The organism is Zobellia barbeyronii (assembly GCF_018603515.1).
GTDB classification, from domain to species: Bacteria; Bacteroidota; Bacteroidia; order Flavobacteriales; family Flavobacteriaceae; genus Zobellia; species Zobellia barbeyronii.
Genome location: NZ_JACATN010000003.1, coordinates 325,500 through 343,895, shown reverse-complemented (window position 1 = coordinate 343,895; position 18,396 = coordinate 325,500). Strand labels below are relative to the sequence as shown.

General features: G+C 37.2%; 20 protein-coding genes. 9 read left to right on the top strand and 11 right to left on the bottom strand.

The window, feature by feature from the left end:
* Nucleotides 1-52 precede the first annotated feature (52 nt).
* The 9 genes from atpD to HW347_RS09950 all read left to right on the top strand — a co-directional run bounded on the left by atpD (nucleotide 53) and on the right by HW347_RS09950 (nucleotide 6,857).
* A complete protein-coding gene (gene atpD, locus HW347_RS09990) occupies nucleotides 53-1,522 on the top strand; it encodes a F0F1 ATP synthase subunit beta (protein WP_214611749.1) in 1,470 nt (489 codons plus the stop codon).
* Nucleotides 1,523-1,539: 17 nt separating this feature from the next.
* The gene (locus HW347_RS09985; RefSeq protein WP_214611748.1) at nucleotides 1,540-1,929 is read left to right on the top strand and encodes a F0F1 ATP synthase subunit epsilon; all 390 of its coding nucleotides are present in this window, start codon (nucleotides 1,540-1,542) and stop codon (nucleotides 1,927-1,929) included.
* Nucleotides 1,926-2,258 (top strand): AtpZ/AtpI family protein, encoded by a 333-nt coding sequence (locus HW347_RS09980; RefSeq protein WP_214611747.1) that lies wholly within the window; start codon nucleotides 1,926-1,928, stop codon nucleotides 2,256-2,258. The genes HW347_RS09985 and HW347_RS09980 overlap by 4 nt, the downstream gene beginning before the upstream one ends.
* Complete coding sequence (locus HW347_RS09975) at nucleotides 2,251-2,553, top strand: ATP synthase subunit I (RefSeq protein WP_155597177.1); 303 nt, start codon at nucleotides 2,251-2,253, stop codon at nucleotides 2,551-2,553. Before HW347_RS09980 ends, HW347_RS09975 begins: the two co-directional genes overlap by 8 nt.
* A 1-nt stretch (nucleotide 2,554) precedes the next feature.
* Entirely contained in the window at nucleotides 2,555-3,280 is a 726-nt protein-coding gene (locus tag HW347_RS09970) for a F0F1 ATP synthase subunit A (protein WP_225901892.1), read from the top strand.
* A 74-nt stretch (nucleotides 3,281-3,354) separates the two neighbouring features.
* Nucleotides 3,355-3,624: a F0F1 ATP synthase subunit C gene (locus HW347_RS09965; protein ID WP_155597175.1), complete on the top strand. Its 270-nt coding sequence runs from the start codon at nucleotides 3,355-3,357 to the stop codon at nucleotides 3,622-3,624.
* Nucleotides 3,625-3,631: 7 nt separating this feature from the next.
* Nucleotides 3,632-4,402: a F0F1 ATP synthase subunit B family protein gene (locus HW347_RS09960; RefSeq protein ID WP_214611746.1), complete on the top strand. Its 771-nt coding sequence runs from the start codon at nucleotides 3,632-3,634 to the stop codon at nucleotides 4,400-4,402.
* Between the two features lie 16 nt (nucleotides 4,403-4,418).
* On the top strand, nucleotides 4,419-5,948 hold the full coding sequence (locus HW347_RS09955; RefSeq protein WP_214611745.1) for an alternate F1F0 ATPase, F1 subunit alpha: 1,530 nt from the start codon (nucleotides 4,419-4,421) through the stop codon (nucleotides 5,946-5,948).
* Nucleotides 5,949-5,966: 18 nt separating this feature from the next.
* Entirely contained in the window at nucleotides 5,967-6,857 is an 891-nt protein-coding gene (locus HW347_RS09950) for a F0F1 ATP synthase subunit gamma (RefSeq protein ID WP_214611744.1), read from the top strand.
* Between the two features lie 146 nt (nucleotides 6,858-7,003).
* On the opposite strand, the gene HW347_RS09945 is transcribed toward HW347_RS09950, so the two are convergent.
* The 11 genes from HW347_RS09945 to HW347_RS09895 form a co-directional block, all read right to left on the bottom strand.
* Nucleotides 7,004-8,119 (bottom strand): ABC transporter permease, encoded by a 1,116-nt coding sequence (locus HW347_RS09945; RefSeq protein ID WP_214611743.1) that lies wholly within the window; start codon nucleotides 8,117-8,119, stop codon nucleotides 7,004-7,006.
* A gap of 25 nt (nucleotides 8,120-8,144) precedes the next feature.
* The gene (locus tag HW347_RS09940; protein WP_155597170.1) at nucleotides 8,145-9,260 is read right to left on the bottom strand and encodes an ABC transporter permease; all 1,116 of its coding nucleotides are present in this window, start codon (nucleotides 9,258-9,260) and stop codon (nucleotides 8,145-8,147) included.
* Nucleotides 9,261-9,294: 34 nt separating this feature from the next.
* Nucleotides 9,295-10,062, bottom strand: a complete 768-nt coding sequence (locus HW347_RS09935) for an ABC transporter ATP-binding protein (RefSeq protein WP_214611742.1) — start codon at nucleotides 10,060-10,062, stop codon at nucleotides 9,295-9,297.
* Nucleotides 10,049-10,978: an ABC transporter ATP-binding protein gene (locus tag HW347_RS09930; RefSeq protein ID WP_214611741.1), complete on the bottom strand. Its 930-nt coding sequence runs from the start codon at nucleotides 10,976-10,978 to the stop codon at nucleotides 10,049-10,051. Before HW347_RS09930 ends, HW347_RS09935 begins: the two co-directional genes overlap by 14 nt.
* A gap of 40 nt (nucleotides 10,979-11,018) precedes the next feature.
* A complete protein-coding gene (locus tag HW347_RS09925) occupies nucleotides 11,019-11,927 on the bottom strand; it encodes an HlyD family secretion protein (RefSeq protein WP_214611740.1) in 909 nt (302 codons plus the stop codon).
* 19 nt (nucleotides 11,928-11,946) lie between these two features.
* Nucleotides 11,947-13,218, bottom strand: coding sequence for a TolC family protein (locus tag HW347_RS09920; RefSeq protein WP_214611739.1), 1,272 nt, complete (start codon nucleotides 13,216-13,218; stop codon nucleotides 11,947-11,949).
* A gap of 483 nt (nucleotides 13,219-13,701) precedes the next feature.
* Entirely contained in the window at nucleotides 13,702-14,154 is a 453-nt protein-coding gene (locus HW347_RS09915; RefSeq protein WP_225901891.1) for a pyridoxamine 5'-phosphate oxidase family protein, read from the bottom strand.
* Between the two features lie 92 nt (nucleotides 14,155-14,246).
* Nucleotides 14,247-15,518: a phosphopyruvate hydratase gene (gene eno, locus HW347_RS09910; protein WP_214611738.1), complete on the bottom strand. Its 1,272-nt coding sequence runs from the start codon at nucleotides 15,516-15,518 to the stop codon at nucleotides 14,247-14,249.
* 187 nt (nucleotides 15,519-15,705) lie between these two features.
* A complete protein-coding gene (locus HW347_RS09905) occupies nucleotides 15,706-16,686 on the bottom strand; it encodes an MlaD family protein (protein WP_214611737.1) in 981 nt (326 codons plus the stop codon).
* 3 nt (nucleotides 16,687-16,689) lie between these two features.
* Nucleotides 16,690-17,472, bottom strand: a complete 783-nt coding sequence (locus HW347_RS09900; RefSeq protein ID WP_214611736.1) for an ABC transporter ATP-binding protein — start codon at nucleotides 17,470-17,472, stop codon at nucleotides 16,690-16,692.
* Nucleotides 17,472-18,248, bottom strand: coding sequence for an MlaE family ABC transporter permease (locus tag HW347_RS09895; protein WP_214611735.1), 777 nt, complete (start codon nucleotides 18,246-18,248; stop codon nucleotides 17,472-17,474). Before HW347_RS09895 ends, HW347_RS09900 begins: the two co-directional genes overlap by 1 nt.
* Between the last annotated feature and the right edge of the window lie 148 nt (nucleotides 18,249-18,396).

The window sequence follows — 18,396 nt, the reverse complement described above, 5'->3', positions numbered from 1 at the left end:
CAAGTAGCAGTTTTGGATCATACTTTTACTGTTTCATATACACCAGAGAATTATGGCAACAGTCTCAAAAAATAACATCAGTAAATCAATAGTAGGTAAAGTAGTTGCCGTGCTTGGAAGTGTTGTAGATATTTGGTTCGATAAGGATTTGCCCTCTATAAATACTTTAATACACACAGGGCCTGATAATGCCATTGCTATTGAGGTGTTGTCACAATTAGATGACCATAGAATTAGAGGTATAGCCTTAACCCCAACGCAAGGTTTGGCAAGGGGAATGAGAGCGGAAACAGATGGCGGACAGTTATCCGTTCCAATAGGCAAGGAGATTATGGGCCGCATGTTCGATGTTTTTGGAAATACCATTGATCACGGAGAAGCTTTACCAAAATTACCCCGTAAAAGTGTACACCAATTGCCACCACCGTTATCAAAACGGTCTACAAAATCTGAAATTTTTGAAACAGGAATAAAAGCGATTGATGTAATGGTGCCTTTACAACATGGCGGTAACGCAGGTTTGTTTGGTGGTGCCGGTGTTGGTAAAACCGTGTTACTAACCGAGATGATACATAATATGGTAGGGTATCACCAAGGTATAAGTATGTTTTGTGGTATTGGTGAACGCTGCAGAGAAGGGCATGAACTGTACCATGATATGAAAAAGGCCGATGTTTTAAAAGATATGGTGATGATGTTCGGGCAGATGAACGAACCCCCTGGAGCCCGTTTTAGGGTAGGTCATGCGGCTTTAACTATGGCTGAATATTTTAGGGATGAAGAACATCGTGATGTGCTGTTACTTGTAGATAATGTGTTTCGTTTTATTCAAGCAGGAATGGAAGTTTCCGGTCTTATGGGGCAAATGCCGTCAAGATTGGGCTACCAACCAACTTTGGGTACCGAGCTTTCCAAATTTGAAGAACGTATTGCGAATACCAATACGGGGGCCATTACCAGTATACAGGCAGTTTATGTTCCTGCGGATGACCTTACGGATCCTGCTGCGGTGCATACATTTTCTCACCTATCGGCGTCAATTACCTTATCAAGAAAAAGAGCGGGAGAGGGGCTTTTTCCTGCAATAGATTTATTGCAGTCCAGCTCCAAAATGGCGACACCAACTGTTATTGGTGAACGTCACTACCACCTTCTACAGCAAATAAAACAAACATTGGCCCAATATGAAGAGCTAAAGGACATCATTGCCATGTTGGGTTTGGAGCAACTTTCTGTAACGGATCGTGCTACTGTAAACCGAGCAAGGCGTTTAGAAAGGTTCTTTACACAACCCTTCTTTACAACGGAACAGTTTAGCGGACTCAAAGGAAAAGGAGTGAAATTAGAAGATGCCCTTGATGGTTGCGAACGTATTCTTAAGGATGAATTTAAAGATTTGCCGGAGAGTGCTTTTTATATGGTGGGTGCTATTAATGAAGCTATAGAAAAGGCTAAAAAAGAACCTAAGAAAGCGGAAAAGAAACCTGATGAAGAGAAAAAAAATGTTACCGCTAAAGTATAGATCTAGAACTAAAAATAATGGAGTTACATATTTTACTTCCGTTTAAGATATTTCTTAAAATCTCTGGAGTGCTCCGCATTGTAGTAGATACCAATGCCGGTTCATACGGATTTTTACCTCACAGGTTAGATTGTGTAGCTGCTCTGGTACCTGGCATATTGACCTATGAGACTAGGGATGGCCAAGAACATTATGTAGCAATGGATGAAGGTATACTCACAAAGAGGGACGGTTTTGTAGAGATATCAGTTAGAAATGCAATTGCAGGAGCTGATTTAGGAAAACTTAGAAGTGCCGTAGAAAGTCAGTTTGTGAATTTAGATGAAGAGGAAAGAGATGTACGGAAGGCCGTTGCCAAATTAGAAAGTGAATTTATTCACGGGATTAAAAAACTTCGTCAGTCATGAGCAAAAATACGGAGGATAAGAAAAGGGAAAAAGGCTTCATGGATCAAGTGGATAGCAAAGAAAGACAAATGTTGCATGCCAGAAATGAAGAGAAAAGGAGTGAGTGGAGAGGTTTTGGCACATTCGGAATGGTGGGTTGGTCCGTTGCAGTACCAACCGTATTAGGAGCCGTTGTTGGGGTATGGTTAGATCAGAGATATCCGCAGACTTTTTCTTGGACACTAACCTTATTGCTAGCGGGGCTGTTTGTTGGTTGTGTCCTTGCTTGGCAATGGATAGACAAAGAAAACAAATCAATGCACGAACATAAAAATAAGAAAGATGAATGATTTAGTAATGACCTTAATGGTTCTATTTGGCGGCTCTTGCTTAGGCTTTCTATTTTTTGGAGGGCTATGGTTTACTTCAAAGAAGATGTTATCCTCCCCAAAGCCGGTATTATGGTATTTGGGAAGTTTGTTCACAAGGGTGGGGCTTACCCTTTTGGGTTTCTATTACATGGGCCAAAACAATTTTAAGTATATGTTGATTTGCCTCTTGGGTTTTATAAGCGCCCGATTTATTGTGATTCGTATGACCAAAACCAAAGAGATGAAACCAATAGAACTAGAAAAAGAGTATTAAAATGGAACTCAGTCCTGACGAAACGATTTTTTGGCAAAATGGCTTTATCACCATCAATCTTACATTGGTTACCACTTGGGTATTAATGTTTGTATTGGTGCTTGTGTCCATTTTGATAACCAGAAAACTCCGTACCGATTTAAAGATATCGCGGTGGCAATGCATTTTAGAAATGCTGGTAACCGGTATGAATGAACAGATAAAAGAAGTTGGACTTAAGAAATCTGAGAAGTTTTTGGGCTTTATAGGAACACTGTTCATTTTTATAGCTTTTGCCAATTTGTGTATTATTTTTCCAGGTTATGAACCTCCTACAAGTTCATTGTCTACAACAGCAGCTTTGGCTATTTGTGTCTTTCTGGCAACGCCTATTTTCGGCATTGCAGAAAACGGTGTTTTACAATATTTGAAAACATTTATAGAGCCCACGTTCATCATGCTTCCCTTTAATATTATAAGTGAAATATCACGTACGTTGGCATTGGCGGTGCGTCTCTTTGGTAATATTATGAGTGGTGGTCTAATTGTTACTATTCTCTTGAGTATTGCGCCCTTATTTTTTCCGGTTTTAATGACTGTTTTAGGACTTATTACAGGTGTTATACAAGCGTATATATTTAGCATTTTGGCAACGGTATACATTGCCGCAGCAACTGAAGAATCAGAAAAAAAGAAGACTAGAAACAAAAGAATAAAGCATAAAAATCAAACAGTAATAGAAGCGTAATACAAAGGGAATAAACCCCTTTTTTTAAATTTAATTTCAAACTAAAAATTGGTATAACATCAAAATTTAATATTATGGATAATGCTACAATAATCGCAATGGTCTCTATCATTACAGCCGGAATAACAACAGGAATTGGCTGTATGATACCTGCTTTAGGTCAGGGTAAATCTATTTCAACCGCTTTAAGTTCAATGGCCCAACAGCCAGATGCAAGTCAGACGGTTACACGTACCCTCTTTGTGGGGCTGGCGATGTTAGAATCATTGGCAATCTATTGTTTTGTGATTTCAATGATTTTGATTTTTGCCAATCCTTTCTGGAATTATTTCATCGCTAAATAATTAAAAAATGAAAATCGACTGGTTTACCGTAATAGCTCAAATCATCAATTTTTTGGTGTTAATGTGGTTATTGAAACGTTTTCTTTATCAACCTATTTTATCATCAATAGATGAACGGGAAACTAATATAAAGAACAAACTCTTGGATGCCGAATCTCAGAAAAAAGAGGCAGCAAAAGCTAAGGATGAATTCAACCATAAAAATGAAATTTTCAATAAAGAAAGGGATGAATTAATGCAAAAGGCCGCTGCAGAAGCCAAATCCGAAGGAGATAAGCTTAAAGAAAATGCAAGGAATGAAGCTAATGAACTCAAGGATAGATTAGAAAAAGCTTTTGCTGAAGATCAAGCTAATAAAAATAATAACATGGCTAAAAGGTTAAAAGATGAGGTTCTTGACATGGCAAGAAAAACATTAACAGATCTCTCATCTGTTAGCTTAGAGGGGCAGACCGTAGAAGTCTTTTTGAAAAGAATAAATGAACTACAAGCCAATGAGAAAGCAAAATTTTCTGAGGCTCTAAAAGGAGGTAAGCCCATATTGGTACAAAGTGCTTTTGCCCTTTCTGCTAATCAGCAAGGTGTTATACAAAAAACAATAAGTGGGTTGTTGAAAACAGAGAATACCTACGAGTTTAAAACCAGGCCAGAATTGATAAATGGTATTGAGATTTTAACCAATGGGTACAAACTATCTTGGAGTGTTACGGACTATTTAAAATCTCTTGAAGAAGATGTTGAAGCTGGTAAAAAGGTTGAAATGGACACGAATGAATAATCGAAAATGAAATGACATGGGCGCAACAGATTATAAAAGTTTAGTAAACGATACGTTTGATGAACTTGCAAAGCATACAAAAGAGCACGAGTTTAATCTGGCGCCAAAAGAGGTAGGCCGTGTTACCAGTGTTTCTGCCGGTGTGGTAAAAGTCTCAGGTTTGCCCAACGTAGGTTATGAGGAGTTATTAAAATTCCCTGGTAATTTGTATGGTATAGCCTTTAGTATTGAAGAAGACGAAATAGGCGCCATTCTTTTAGGTGAAGATTCGGATTTAGATGCTGGAGACCTTGTAGAACGCACAAATCGCGTAATGGATGTTCCTGTAGGCAAAGCACTCCTAGGAAGAGTGATAGGGCCTTTGGGAGAACCTATGGATGATAAAGGTGCTATTTCCTATGAAAAAAGATTGCCTATAGAGCGGAGCGCTACACCTATTATGGATCGCTCTGGGGTAAGCATGCCTTTGCAAACGGGTATTAAAGTTATAGATGCACTGATCCCAATAGGGCGCGGACAAAGAGAGTTGATTTTAGGTGATCGCCAAACAGGTAAGACGGCCATTGCATTGGATACTATTGTCAATCAAAAAGATAAAGATGTTATATGTGTCTACTGTGCTATTGGGCAACGGGCTTCTGCCGTAGCTAAAGTTATTGCAGATTTAAAAGAGAATGGGGCAATGGAGTATACCATTGTTATGGTCACAGAAGGAAACGATTCTCCAGGATTACAATATATTGCTCCCTATGCAGCAACTAGTATTGCTGAATATTTTATGCAAATTGGTAAAGATGTACTTATTGTATATGATGATTTAACAAATCATGCCAGAGCCTATCGTGAGCTTTCCCTTTTACTAAAAAGACCGCCTGGCCGGGAGGCTTTTCCTGGTGATATTTTTTATATCCATTCCAGATTATTGGAACGTTCTACGCATTTAAGCGATGAACTTGGCGGCGGATCATTGACTGCCCTTCCCATAATAGAGACTGAAGCGCAGAACATGTCGGCTTATATTCCCACCAATTTAATTTCAATTACGGATGGGCAGATTTACCTATCACCTAAACAATTTGAGTTAGGTATTTTACCTGCGGTTGAGGTTGGCAAATCGGTTTCTCGTGTGGGTGGTAAGGCACAATTACCTGCTTACCGAGCCATTGCGGGCGATTTAAAACTTGGATTTTCACAATTTGAAGAATTGGAGACTTTTGCCCGTTTTGGTTCTCATTTAGATGAAGAAACAAAAAATGTTATTGAACACGGTAAACGTATTCGGGAAATTCTTAAACAGAATGAACTTCAACCGTTGTCCGTGGCAGAACAGATAGGAGTACTTCTAACGCTGACCCAAGGCTTTTTTGATACGATTTCACTTGAAAACATGCGCGAAGCAGAAAAGGCGGTGATAAAAAGTATAGCCACGTTACCAGAAGCTATTCAAAAAAGTTTGTATTCCGATAAAGGGTTAGATGATGCAGGCCGAGAAAGTATGTTAGCGGCTACAAAAACTGCACTCAAGGAATTTCAAAAGGCAGAGTAACCACTAAAAATCATAGCCATGGATTCGCTGGAAAGCTTAACAAGACAGATTACCGGAGCCAAAGAGCTAAACTCCATAGTACGAACTATGAAGGCCATGGCAGCAGCTAATATTGGCCAATATGAAAGGGCCATGGAATCGTTGGATGATTATTGGACCAATGTGTCTTTAGGGCTTGTAGCCTATTTAAAAGATATTGGTTTGGACAACCAGGATGTTAGAGAGAACGAGAACAATAGTAAAGGCGAAAAATCTATTTGCGCTATTGTTTTTGGATCGGACCAAGGTTTTGTTGGGCAATTTAATGACTCCCTTTCGCAATACGTCCAAGAGTCTTTATCTACTCACAGAGGTAAATTGGAAATCTGGACCGTTGGTGTCCGGGTACCTTTATTACTGGCGGATATGGGACTGACGGTGACCAAAGAATTTAACCTTCCAAATTCTATAAATGCCATTACCGCACTTATAGGTTCAATTTTGGTACAGGTAGAGGAAAACCGGCAAAACGGAAACGTAGATGAGTATTATCTTTTCCATAACCACTTGGTAAACGAAGGGTCCTACGAACAAGAAAAATTACGATTATTTCCCCTAGATGCAGAATGGCGCCAGGAAAAAGCACAGCTAAAATGGCCTACTCAAAAACAACCTGAAGTTATTGGTGATAGTAGTAAGCTTATACGTCGTTTAATTAGAGAATATCTCTTTGTTACGCTTTATAAGACCTGTACGGAATCGTTAGCTAGTGAAAACTTAAGTAGGTTGAATGCCATGCAACGTGCAGAAAAGAATATTGAAGAATTGCTGGATGATATAGGGCATACCTACCATCGTTTAAGACAAAGTTCCATAGACGAAGAGCTTTTTGATGTGGTCTCTGGTTTTACGGCCTTAAAGAATGATTAGGAGTTAAACTCTTCTATTAAGTTTTAAAAAAAAATACGGCTATTGTAACTTACGATAGCCGTATTTTTTTGCATCTATAATTTCAATTTCAGCTAGAGACTTTTCCAGTATAATAGGGGTGGAGTATAAATTTACCGTTACCTTTTCTAGTCTTTTTTATTAAAAATCCATAGTGAAACGGCTAGAGTAGCAAAGGTTAAACCAGATACTTTTAGTAGATCAGGTAAGATATCCTTTATGCCACTACCTTTTGTGATTACCAAGTGAATCATTCGTGAATAGTAGGCTTGTGGGTTTAAATCAGCCATCGCTTTACCCCATGAAGGCATATTGTCAATAGGTGTTATAAAATCACCAAAAATCACAAATATCATGATAATAAAAAAGGTGAAAAACATAGCTTGTTGTTGGGTGTTGGAAATTACCGAGATTAATACGCCTACTGCCAAAAGCAGGAACATTACAACACCGGATAAAAAGAAAACAAGCCACAGACTTCCTACTACAGGTACGTGAAATACAAGGCTACTTAAAATTAAACCAATGGCAAGAAGTACAATGTTAATAATCCAAACCGGAATAATTTTTCCCATAATAAAATGAGTCTTTCTCATGGGAGTCACATTCAATTGTTCCATGGTGCCTATTTCTTTTTCCTTTACGATATTCATTCCTGACAATAGAATTGTTATCATAACAACCATTGCTACGCACATAGCTGGCACCATGATATACTGACTAATTAGCGCTCTATTATACCAGTAAGAATAGGGAATACTAACTGTTGATGCTTTATTTGATAGGCTTTTACTGCCCCATTTTATAGCTACATCTTTATTTACAGCGCCTATAATTTCGCTGGAGTACGCATAGGTAAGACTGGCGGTAATAGCATCAATAGCATTAGTAACTAACTGCACTTTACTGCTATGTTCTTTGATTAGTTTTTTTTCGAAATTTGGAGGAAAATGTACAATCAGATTAATGTTTTTGTACTCCATTACTTTATAGGCTTCATCCATGGTTAGAGCAGCCCCTCTGATATCAAAGAAATCTGAACCCTCCATTTTAGAGATTATCTCTCTAGAGGTAGAAGATAAATCCTCATCTACTACATAAACACTGGCATAATTAATATCACCCCCAGCTGTACCCAATAGAAGAACCTGTATGAAAGGTTGAGACAAAATAATGAGTACCAACAGTGGATTCCGGAAAATCTGGATAAATTCTTTAACGATGATGAATCTTATGATACGCATCTCTCTTTATTTTAACTGTTAATTCTTATTGGAGTCTTGGTTTGAACCGTATAACACTCCAGAAATAAAACACCATTACCATGACTACAAGGATGGTTGTTTCAAAGAAAAGACTACCGCCCTTAGCACCTTGTAGCAGGATACCTTTACTTATAATATTAAACCAAGTGGAAGGCAGTAATTTCCCTAACCATTGTAACACCACAGGCAGACTATCTGTAGGGAAAGTCATTCCCGATAAAACTTCTGTGGGCAGCATCAATAAAGTCATAGTAATCATCATAGCTGTTAGCTGAGAATTTGCGAAAGTAGAAATCAACAAACCCAAAGCTAGAGCTGTAAGAATGTAGAGAACAGTATTCAATAGCAAAAGTCCCATACTCCCTGAAACAGGTACCTCAAACACATATTTTGCGGCCCAAATAATAGATAATGCACTAATAAAAGAGGTTATTAGATAGGGCACTATTTTAGCGAACATGATCAGAAATCTATTTATGGGGGTACTTAACAGTAACTCCATAGTACCTAATTCTTTTTCTTTGGTAATTGATAACGAAGTCATCAAAGCCCCTACCAGTAAAATCACTGTAGACATAATACCAGGTACGGTCATATACCTACCATTAAGATTCTTGTTGTACATCATACGCACTGTGGGTATAATGTAGTATCCGGCTCTGCTTGGCGGGTTTTTGCTTGCAATGTGTTTATTGATTATAATTTTACCATATGAGATAAGGCTAGGGGAGGTCAATATCTTAGATCCATCAGCAATTAACTGTATCTGCGCATGACCTTCGTGGTGTAGTTTATAGCCAAAGTCTTTATCAAAAACAAAGGCCATACGAATGGTACCTTTTTTAAATTCTTCATCAATTTCATCAGAAGTATCTAGGTATTTTACTAGTTTAAAAAATTCAGAAGTGCTTATTAAATTAATTAATTCTTTTGAATCGTGGTCCTTGGCATGGTCCACAACCGCAATATTAGCATCTTTGATTTCCATGGTCATTACAGAACCAAATAACAGAACCAAGACTATGGGTATGCCCAATAGCATCGTTAAGGAACGCCAATCTCTTAGGATATGGAGAAACTCCTTACGAACAAGTCCTTTGAATATCTTGAAATTTTTCATTTTGCTTTTTTATAACTTCAATGACTTAAGCCGGTTAGCTTGCAGTAATTGCATGTTCTTTTTCGTAACCTCTTGCCAAATGGAGAAATACTTCTCCCATTGTTTCAAGCTTATATTTATCTTTTAAATTTTGGGGCGTATCTACTGTTATCATTTTTCCGGCGACCATCATTGATATTCGATGACAATATTCGGCTTCATCCATATTATGAGTAGTTACTAAAACAGTTACACCACCTTCTGCAGTTTCATAGATCATTTCCCAAAATTGTCTTCTTATAGATGGGTCAACGCCACTAGTAGGTTCATCCAAAAAGACTACATCCGGTTTGTGCATCAAAGCAGTACAGAACGCTAGTTTTTGCTTCCAACCCAAGGGTAAGGAGCTTACGCGTTCTTTTTCAATATGTTCCATCCCAAAATGGGTTAATAATTCTTTGGTGCGATTGCGAATTTCTTTATTAGTAAGACCGTAGATTCCACCAAAAAAACGCATGTTCTCTTTTGCTGTTAAATCATCATATAAAGAGAATTTTTGGCTCATATAGCCGATGTGCTTTTTGAGCTTTCTAGAGTTTTTAAAGATATCAAAGCCCGCTACTTCGCCTTTACCACTAGTAGGTTCTAATACCCCAATGAGCATACGCATAGCAGTTGTTTTACCTGCGCCGTTAGCTCCTAAAAAACCGAATATTTCGCCTTTTTTCACATTGAATGTAATTTTATCCACAGCCACAAAATCGTCGAATTTTTTGGTCAGATTTTCAACACTAATGCTATATGCTTTTTCAGGCTGGCTCATAATTTTGATTTTTAGAGGTAAGTGACATATAGCAATCTTCAACGCTTGCTTTTATTTGTTTTATTTCAACATTGGTGGTATCATTATTCTCCAGATAGGATTTTATTTCTAATGGGTCAATCGTATCACGTTTGTCCGTATAATGAACCCAATCTCCAAAAGGATAAACTGAGTTGGCATGCTCATAATCCTTTAGTTTTTTAATAACTTTAAAGGAGTTTCCAGAACGTATGGCGTACAATGGCTTTTCAAAATTTGCGATAAGTCCGTCAGGGCTATTCGTAGCCAATATTTTACCATGATCCATAAGGGATATTCGATCGCAGAGAAGGGCCTCTTCCATATAGGCTGTGGAAACCAAGATTGTGATGTTATCTTTCTTTAAACTTTGAAGCATATCCCAAAGGTCTTGTCTGGAAACAGGGTCTACACCTCTGGTAGGCTCATCTAAAAACAGTACTTTGGGTTTGTGAATCAAAGCACATGAAAGGGCTAATTTTTGTTTCATCCCACCAGAGAGTTTACCTGCTCTTCGTTTTTTAAAAGGCTCGATTTGCTTATATATGTCCTTGATAAGATCGTAGTTCTCTTCTAGAGTTGTTCCAAAAATGGAGGCATAAAAGTTAAGGTTCTCTTCAACCGTTAGATCTTGATATAGCGAAAATTTACCGGGCATGTACCCAATTTGTCGGCGTATATTTTGGTATTGTTTTACAACATCCATCCCTTCTATTTCAGCAGTACCACTATTTGCCAATAGTAGCGTGCCTAGAATCTTGATAAGACTGGTTTTTCCAGCACCGTCAGGACCAATAAGTCCAAACAATTCGCCTTTTTCCACTTTTAGGGAAACTGCGTCCAATGCTTTGACCTTACCATAATTCATTACAATATTTTCTGCTGAAATTGGAGTCATCGTTTTGTCTTAACCGTTACATTTATTTTTTCTCAACTGATCAGTCCTTTTCAGAACTACTCATGAAATTTATTTCTCCAGGCATACCAATTTTTAAGTACCCATCATTCACGACAAGCACTTTAACAGCATAAACCATATCTACCCGTTCGTCTTTAGTTTGAACAATTTTTGGGGTAAACTCAGCTTCGGAAGCAATCCATTTAATGGTACCCTTTAAAGAGCGGTTTTCTTTTTTAGTGTCATCAATCAACACTTCTACTTCTTGCCCTAGTTTTATATGAGGTAGTTGATCACCGCTCACATAAACCTTGAGTGTGATTTCATCTAACCCTGCAATTTTGTATAGGGGCGTGCCATAACCGGCCAACTCCATTTCTTCGGAATATTTGGTGAGAACCGTTCCAGAAACAGGATTAATAATTAGGCTTTTGTTTATTTGATCATTAATCTGATCTATTTGTTTTTCTATGGGCTCTATTTGGCTTAGAATGCCTCTGTTACCAGTTTCTAATTTTTTACGGGCCGCTTCAATCTCACGGTCTACCACCTCTATATTTCCGGTTATATTGTCTAGTTCTTTTTGGGTAGCTGCTTCATCCTTCAACATATGTTCTACTCTACGCTTTTCACGTAGAATGTTGTTTTTCTGTTCCCTGTAAATGTTTAACTGACTTTGAACATCCATGGTTTGCGCTGTGACCGAATTGATACTGGCAACCAACTGTTGTTTTTTAAGGGATAGCTGCATAGTATCAATATAACCCACTATAGCACCCGCTTTTATTTGCTCTCCTTCCTTTACATTAAAGGAAAGTATTTTGCCTTGGCCTTCAGAGCCAACAATCACTTCATCTGCTTCAAAATTGCCGTATGCATCCGATAATTTCTCGCCGGAGCAGCTTATAAGTCCAAAGCATAAAATGATAACACCTATAAAATATTTCATTTTTTTGTTTATTTAATGGTTACAAATTTCCTTTAGTAGTCAGATAATTAATTTCTGATTGTATTTTTTGTATTCCGTGTATCTGAAGATTCAATTGGGCCTCAGTTCTTTTGTTAACTTCTATGATGTATTCTGTTGATGTGATTACACCATTTTGAAATTGGGAATAGCTTTTTCTAACGATATCTTCCTGTAGCTCTAATATTTTTTTATCCTTTTCTATAAGTTGGCTATAGGTGTCAATACTAGATTTATCACGGATGGATGCTATGTTGATTTTCTTTTCAAAGTCTTCTTTTTTACTGGATAGAATTTCTTTGTTAATCTCTAGTACTTTCTTTTTTCGGGATGTTTGTTTCCAATCCCAAAAATTCCATTTCAATCTTGCTCCAACTACATAATATTCTGTGGCATCCGTTTCAAAATAATTTAAAGGGTTAGGGCTCCCGACTCCTAACTGAGCTATACCAGACAGACTAGGCAAAACTTGGGCATTCAATACTTTTTTTTGAGATTCTAAATTTTCCTCCATCAAATCAAAATATTGCTGTTCTGGCCTACTTATATCTTGGCTTAATTCCTGGTCTGCTATAAGTGGTAGTGTAAATTCGGCATTAGGAGAAATAGGTTCTCCTATCCAATCGCTTAACATATCTATCATTGCCTTACGGCCTAATTGCACTTCTAATATTTGTTGTTGAATTTTTAATATTTGCTGATTAAGAATGTTGGCGTTACTCTTAAGCATAGCACCATTTTCTACTTGAGAATTTATTTTCTTAAGTTGCTTATTCAATTCGTCTACTACAGTACCTAGTAATTTTTCATTTTCTTGATAAACCAGTGCATTAAAATAAAGCGTGTTTATCATTCCCTTTATCTCAAACAAATCAACCTCCATTCCCTTTACATTGGCAGCTAATTGTGCTTCTTGCATTTTTTTGGCATTTTTTACATAACCCCCATCATAGATTTTTTGAGAGATATCTAATGTTAAGGTGTATTGGTTTTGAGGAATTTCTGCGATATCCAAACCAGGAATATCAATACCAATATCCAACACGTCAGACACATAATTATAAGCCCCATTTAAACGCGATTGCGGCAGGTTTAGGGTATTTAAATTTTTGATATTCAGATTTGCTTGGGTTTCATATAATAGCTCTTGTTTTTTAATAGGACTAAGAGATCTGGCTCTCTCTTGACAGTAGTCTAACTCTAAAGTTTGAGAATAGGCCCAGCTTATTGGTAAGAGCATTATAGCTAGTAAAATTATTGAGCGACGTTTCATTATATTGACTTTTAGTACGAACCATCTTTACTGATGATGGCTTTAATTTTATACAAAAGTAGGAGGTAGTATGATTTGTATTTATGATTCAAATCATGCAGAAGGATATTATTTATAAAATTTTTAGTATTGAAGATTTACTATGATTTTTGGCAAGTGATTTCTTATCAAAAGCTTACTTTTTTGCTACTTTATACCTTTTAAAATGCCTAGTTGTGACGCTCAATCATACCTCTGCAAAATGATTATCTAGCGAGAACTTAAATGAGAGAAAAGGCACATAATGTGCAGAGAAGAATAGTGAAGATATATTATATAATATAGTCTGCTTTGACCGGCTATAAAGAAGGTAGAAAATAGAATATGAATAAAAAAAACTGTTTTAAAATGAGTCACGATTTTTAATTCCGTAGCACATTTTAAAACAGCTTTAGATAATGATCAATATCGAGAATTGATTCTCAATTTGATTTATAATTTTTTTTAGGCCTCCCGACGTTTACCGGTAATCTCAAGAATATTAATCCTGTATACAATAGGATTACCTCTAGTATAAGACTTACTTGAAAACTCATTGATGAACTCTGGGTTTTTATGTTCTTTGCGACGTATAATTGCTTTTACGCCTTCTGTAAATAAATGCAATTTTTGTTTTGCAGTAATACCTTCTAGTTCTTCAAAAGTACCATGAATAAGAGCAGACTCCCAATTGACCATAGATTGTATTTGTTCCACTACCACAGACACAGAATCGTTTTCCCGCATGGAATCTATCTTATGCCCTTCTGCCGTATAGCTTATAATACTGTTGTCTTCAGCATCAAAAAAGTAGGTGATAGGTATAACATAAGGTTTCCCGTCTGCAATATAGGCAAGATGACCACTATAATTATCCCTAAGAACGCGGGTACTTTCGCTAACTGATATGTCCATCATAATTCTAATTTATTATAAAAATGCATGTTCTAAACTATATAAATATAGCATTTACTTCCAAGAAATGTTCTTGTATATGATAAGATACTTATTTATTTCCAACGATATTCTGAGCGTCCTTTAAGCTCATGTTCTATTTCTAATAAACGGTTGTATTTAGCAACACGTTCACCTCTACATGCAGAACCAGATTTTAAATGTCCACCATCCATAGCCACGGCAAAATCTGCTAAAAAAGTATCTTCAGTTTCTCCTGAGCGGTGAGATAGAAAATAACGCCATCCGGCTTCACGACACATGCGTACTGCTTCTATGGTTTCTGTAACCGACCCAATCTGATTTAATTTAATAAGTGCCGAATTAGCGGTTTTCTCGCTAATTCCTCTACTAATATATTTTCTGTTGGTAACAAAAATATCATCACCAACTACTTCGATTTTATCGCCAAATTTTTTGGTGAATTTTGCAAACCCATCCCAATCACCTTCAGAAAGGGGGTCTTCCCATGAGATGATAGGATATTTTTTTAACCACTCGCCAGACAGGTCAATAAGCTCATTAGTTGTCATTTTACCGGCACCTGACTTTGTAAGGTCATACTTGTTATCCAAATTAGGAGAAAAGGAATTGGCAGCACTATCAATAGCAACAGACAAATCTATACCAGGTTGGTACCCTGCTTGTTCAATTGCTGCAATAATAAATTCTATAGCTATTTCATTGCTGGCACAATTAGGTGCAAAGCCACCTTCATCACCAACACTGGTAGCGAGGCCTTTATCTTTCAATATTTTTTTTAGTACATGAAAAGTTTCTGCAACGTAACGTAACCCTTCCTTAAAATCTGGAGCTCCGTGTGGTACGAGCATGAACTCTTGAAAATCTACACTATTATCTGCATGTTCGCCACCGTTTAGGATATTCATGCACGGCACGGGAACACGTAAGGTATTGGATCCGCCCAAATAACGATATAGCGGAAGGTTAGATGAAACGGCTGCCGCTTTAGCAACTGCCATGGAAACGCCCAAAATAGCATTGGCACCAAGCTGAGATTTATTCTCGGTACCATCTAATGCAATCATGGTGTAATCAATATCTTTTTGGTCAACGGCATGCATTCCTGTTAGGGCTGCAGCTATCTTTTTATTAACGTTTTCTACAGCCTTTTGAACGCCTTTTCCGCTGTAACGTTTTTCGTCATCGCGCAGTTCTAAAGCTTCGTTCATACCGGTTGATGCTCCTGAAGGTACGGAAGCAGAAGTTCTGGTTCCATCTTCTAAAGTTACATACGCCCTTAGCGTAGGGTTTCCTCGAGAGTCTAATATCTCGAGAGCCGAAATAGATGTTATTTTTGAATTCATCTTATTGAATATATAGTGTTACTTTATTCCTTTTATGTAAAAGAATATTTCTCCTAATCAACAGGGAGAAGAACTTGTTTCTGCTCATTAATTATTTTGATGGGATGAAGGTATTACAGTATTTAAAAATGATGTATGATACAAATCATGAACGAATGAATTTAAAGCTGACTATTCCTGTTTTCCGTTATTCTTTCTGTTCTTTTTCTTTCTGCTTTTCCTGTTTTTTGAAATAACCACGGGTCAAGAAATTATGTTTTAATGCCTCCATGTTTTCATTGAATTTCAGCACACCTTCATCTACATTTTTCATTGAGTTTTGAAGCTGATGTACCAATGTGGTATCTGTAGATAGATAGTTAATAGCTCCGTCACCGCCGTTGACACGGTCAACTACCGTGTTGAGGTTTTTGGCTGTTTTCTCAATTTCTATAGATGAATTCTCTAAATGGTTAAGTACATTACGGATTTTTTCTCCGGATAGCGGATCACTCAATAAGGTTCCGACAACACTTTCTTTGGTATCAAAACTTTCTACAAGAGCGTTTAGTTTGTGCATGGTCTCTTGGGCGTCATTAGTCGTGTATTTTAGGTTGATTAATGTTTGATTTAAATTATGCCCCATAATGGTATCATTAAGTAAACGGCCCAATGTACCCTTTCCATCATTTATGGAGCGTGTAATAGTTAGCAATTGCTCTGTTAATACCGCGGCATTTTCATTGGTTACGTTTAATGTATTCATCATGTCTGCTGTAGCAGCGTTGCTATAAGACTTTATCTCATCACCAGACTTAACATAGGGTGCTTCACCGGTTCCAGGAACGATGTTAATAATCATACTACCTACCAAACCATCTGAACCAATATTAGCAATTGAATTGTTTTTGATATGTTTTTGCATTTTATTGTCTATAAGCATACCTACTTGTATGGTGGTATCATTGATCATCTCAATGTCTTTTACCGTACCAATACTAATACCCGCATAACGAACATTATTACCGTTCTGGAGCCCACGTATGTTGTCAAAAGTGACGTTAAGGGTAAAGGTGTTCCCAAACATATTTTGTTTGTTACCTATCATATAGATTACGATGATTAACAATACCGAACCTATGAGAACAAAAACCCCTAATCTGAATTTTTCCGATGCTGATTTTTCCATGATCTATTTTTTAAAAAAGGCCTCTATTTTAGGGTCGTTTGATTGTATCAAATCCGTGTATTTGCCTTCTGCATAATTTATACCGTCTACCAATAGAATCATCCGATCAGAAATTACCCTAGCGCAATCCACATCATGCGTAATGATTAATGAAGATGTGCCATATTTTATCTGAATGTTACGCATTAACTCAATAATTTCTTTGGATGTAATTGGGTCTAATCCCGTAGTAGGCTCATCGTATAAAATAATTTTAGGTTGTAAAATTAATGTGCGTGCCAAAGCAATTCTGCGTTGCATTCCACCAGAGAGTTCTTCTGGCATAAGGTCAATTGTATTTACGAGACCAACACTTTCCAAGGCATCCATTACTAACGGCGTAGTATCCTTAATTTCACCAAACTTTTCTTTGTGCCGCCGCATGGGGAATTCTAAATTTTCCCGTACGGTCATAGAATCATAAAGCGCACTCCCTTGAAATAAAAATCCAATATCTGACCTAAGTACATCTAAGGTTTCACGATCTAAATTCTTTATTTCATTACCTAGAACAGAGATATAGCCACTATCTGGTTGCATTAAACCCACTAAACATTTTATCATTACAGATTTTCCAGAACCAGACTTGCCCATGACTACAAGGTTTTCACCCTTGTATAGCTCCATATGAAACCCGTCCAGCACCTTATGGTCACCAAAACTTTTATAGAGATCTTTGATTTCTATAATGACTTCCTTCTGGCCTTTAGCCTGTTCCATTACGTCTATGTTTTTTTGGTTTTTCATTACACATCAAAAAATATGTTGGATATAAAAACTGCTACAAAATCTATGACGAATAAAAGTAAAGAGGTCATTACTACAGCCGTATTTGCTGCTACACCAACACCTGCTGTTCCTTTTTTACTATAATAGCCTTTAAAACAACCCACTAGTCCAATGGCAAAACCAAAGAAGAATGTTTTAATAAGCGCGGGTATTAAATCTGTATAGGACAGGGCGTCAAAAATAGTATTGAAATACAATTGAAAAGAAACGTTTCCCTGTATGTTTTCAATTAAAGCCGAACCAAAAAGAGATACCGCATCACTCACAACAACTAGCAACGGAAGCATTAGTATAGATGCCATAACTCTTGTAACCACTAAATATTTAAAAGGGTTGGTACCAGATACCTCCATGGCATCAATCTGTTCTGTAACCCGCATGGAACCTAACTCCGCGCCAATTCCTGAAGAAATTCTACCAGCACAAACTAAAGCTGTAATAACAGGACCTAATTCTCGTACGATTGAAATCCCTACCATATTAGGCATCCAAGAAACAGCACCAAATTGAAGCATTGTAGGACGTGATTGTAAATCTAAAACCAATCCTATAATGAAACCCGTAACCAGTACCAAGGTTAGCGATCTATAACCAATCTGGTAGCATTGCCGCAAGAATTCGTTGAATTCAAAAGGTGGCCGTAACGCCTCTTTAAAAAAGCGACCTGCAAAATAGGAGAGTTCCCCGATCTCAGTCAGTGATTGCCTTATCTTATTTGGAGTCTTGATTTTCAAATCTATTTTTTGAATTTGTAGCGCTATGCAACCCTCAAAATTAACCGACTTCCCACCCAATAAGAATGACTTGGGTCATATCTAAAAAATAAATGAGTATTGTTTTTAACAACTGATCTGGGTCATTCTTGATGCAGTATACACGGTT

Coding starts and splice junctions, on each gene's coding strand:
- atpD (WP_214611749.1), top strand. CDS start 53: ATGGCAACAGTCTCAAAAAATAACATCAGTAAATCAATAGTAGGTAAA.
- HW347_RS09985 (WP_214611748.1), top strand. CDS start 1,540: ATGGAGTTACATATTTTACTTCCGTTTAAGATATTTCTTAAAATCTCT.
- HW347_RS09980 (WP_214611747.1), top strand. CDS start 1,926: ATGAGCAAAAATACGGAGGATAAGAAAAGGGAAAAAGGCTTCATGGAT.
- HW347_RS09975 (WP_155597177.1), top strand. CDS start 2,251: ATGAATGATTTAGTAATGACCTTAATGGTTCTATTTGGCGGCTCTTGC.
- HW347_RS09970 (WP_225901892.1), top strand. CDS start 2,555: ATGGAACTCAGTCCTGACGAAACGATTTTTTGGCAAAATGGCTTTATC.
- HW347_RS09965 (WP_155597175.1), top strand. CDS start 3,355: ATGGATAATGCTACAATAATCGCAATGGTCTCTATCATTACAGCCGGA.
- HW347_RS09960 (WP_214611746.1), top strand. CDS start 3,632: ATGAAAATCGACTGGTTTACCGTAATAGCTCAAATCATCAATTTTTTG.
- HW347_RS09955 (WP_214611745.1), top strand. CDS start 4,419: ATGGGCGCAACAGATTATAAAAGTTTAGTAAACGATACGTTTGATGAA.
- HW347_RS09950 (WP_214611744.1), top strand. CDS start 5,967: ATGGATTCGCTGGAAAGCTTAACAAGACAGATTACCGGAGCCAAAGAG.
- HW347_RS09945 (WP_214611743.1), bottom strand. CDS start 8,119: ATGCGTATCATAAGATTCATCATCGTTAAAGAATTTATCCAGATTTTC.
- HW347_RS09940 (WP_155597170.1), bottom strand. CDS start 9,260: ATGAAAAATTTCAAGATATTCAAAGGACTTGTTCGTAAGGAGTTTCTC.
- HW347_RS09935 (WP_214611742.1), bottom strand. CDS start 10,062: ATGAGCCAGCCTGAAAAAGCATATAGCATTAGTGTTGAAAATCTGACC.
- HW347_RS09930 (WP_214611741.1), bottom strand. CDS start 10,978: ATGACTCCAATTTCAGCAGAAAATATTGTAATGAATTATGGTAAGGTC.
- HW347_RS09925 (WP_214611740.1), bottom strand. CDS start 11,927: ATGAAATATTTTATAGGTGTTATCATTTTATGCTTTGGACTTATAAGC.
- HW347_RS09920 (WP_214611739.1), bottom strand. CDS start 13,218: ATGAAACGTCGCTCAATAATTTTACTAGCTATAATGCTCTTACCAATA.
- HW347_RS09915 (WP_225901891.1), bottom strand. CDS start 14,154: ATGATGGACATATCAGTTAGCGAAAGTACCCGCGTTCTTAGGGATAAT.
- eno (WP_214611738.1), bottom strand. CDS start 15,518: ATGAATTCAAAAATAACATCTATTTCGGCTCTCGAGATATTAGACTCT.
- HW347_RS09905 (WP_214611737.1), bottom strand. CDS start 16,686: ATGGAAAAATCAGCATCGGAAAAATTCAGATTAGGGGTTTTTGTTCTC.
- HW347_RS09900 (WP_214611736.1), bottom strand. CDS start 17,472: ATGAAAAACCAAAAAAACATAGACGTAATGGAACAGGCTAAAGGCCAG.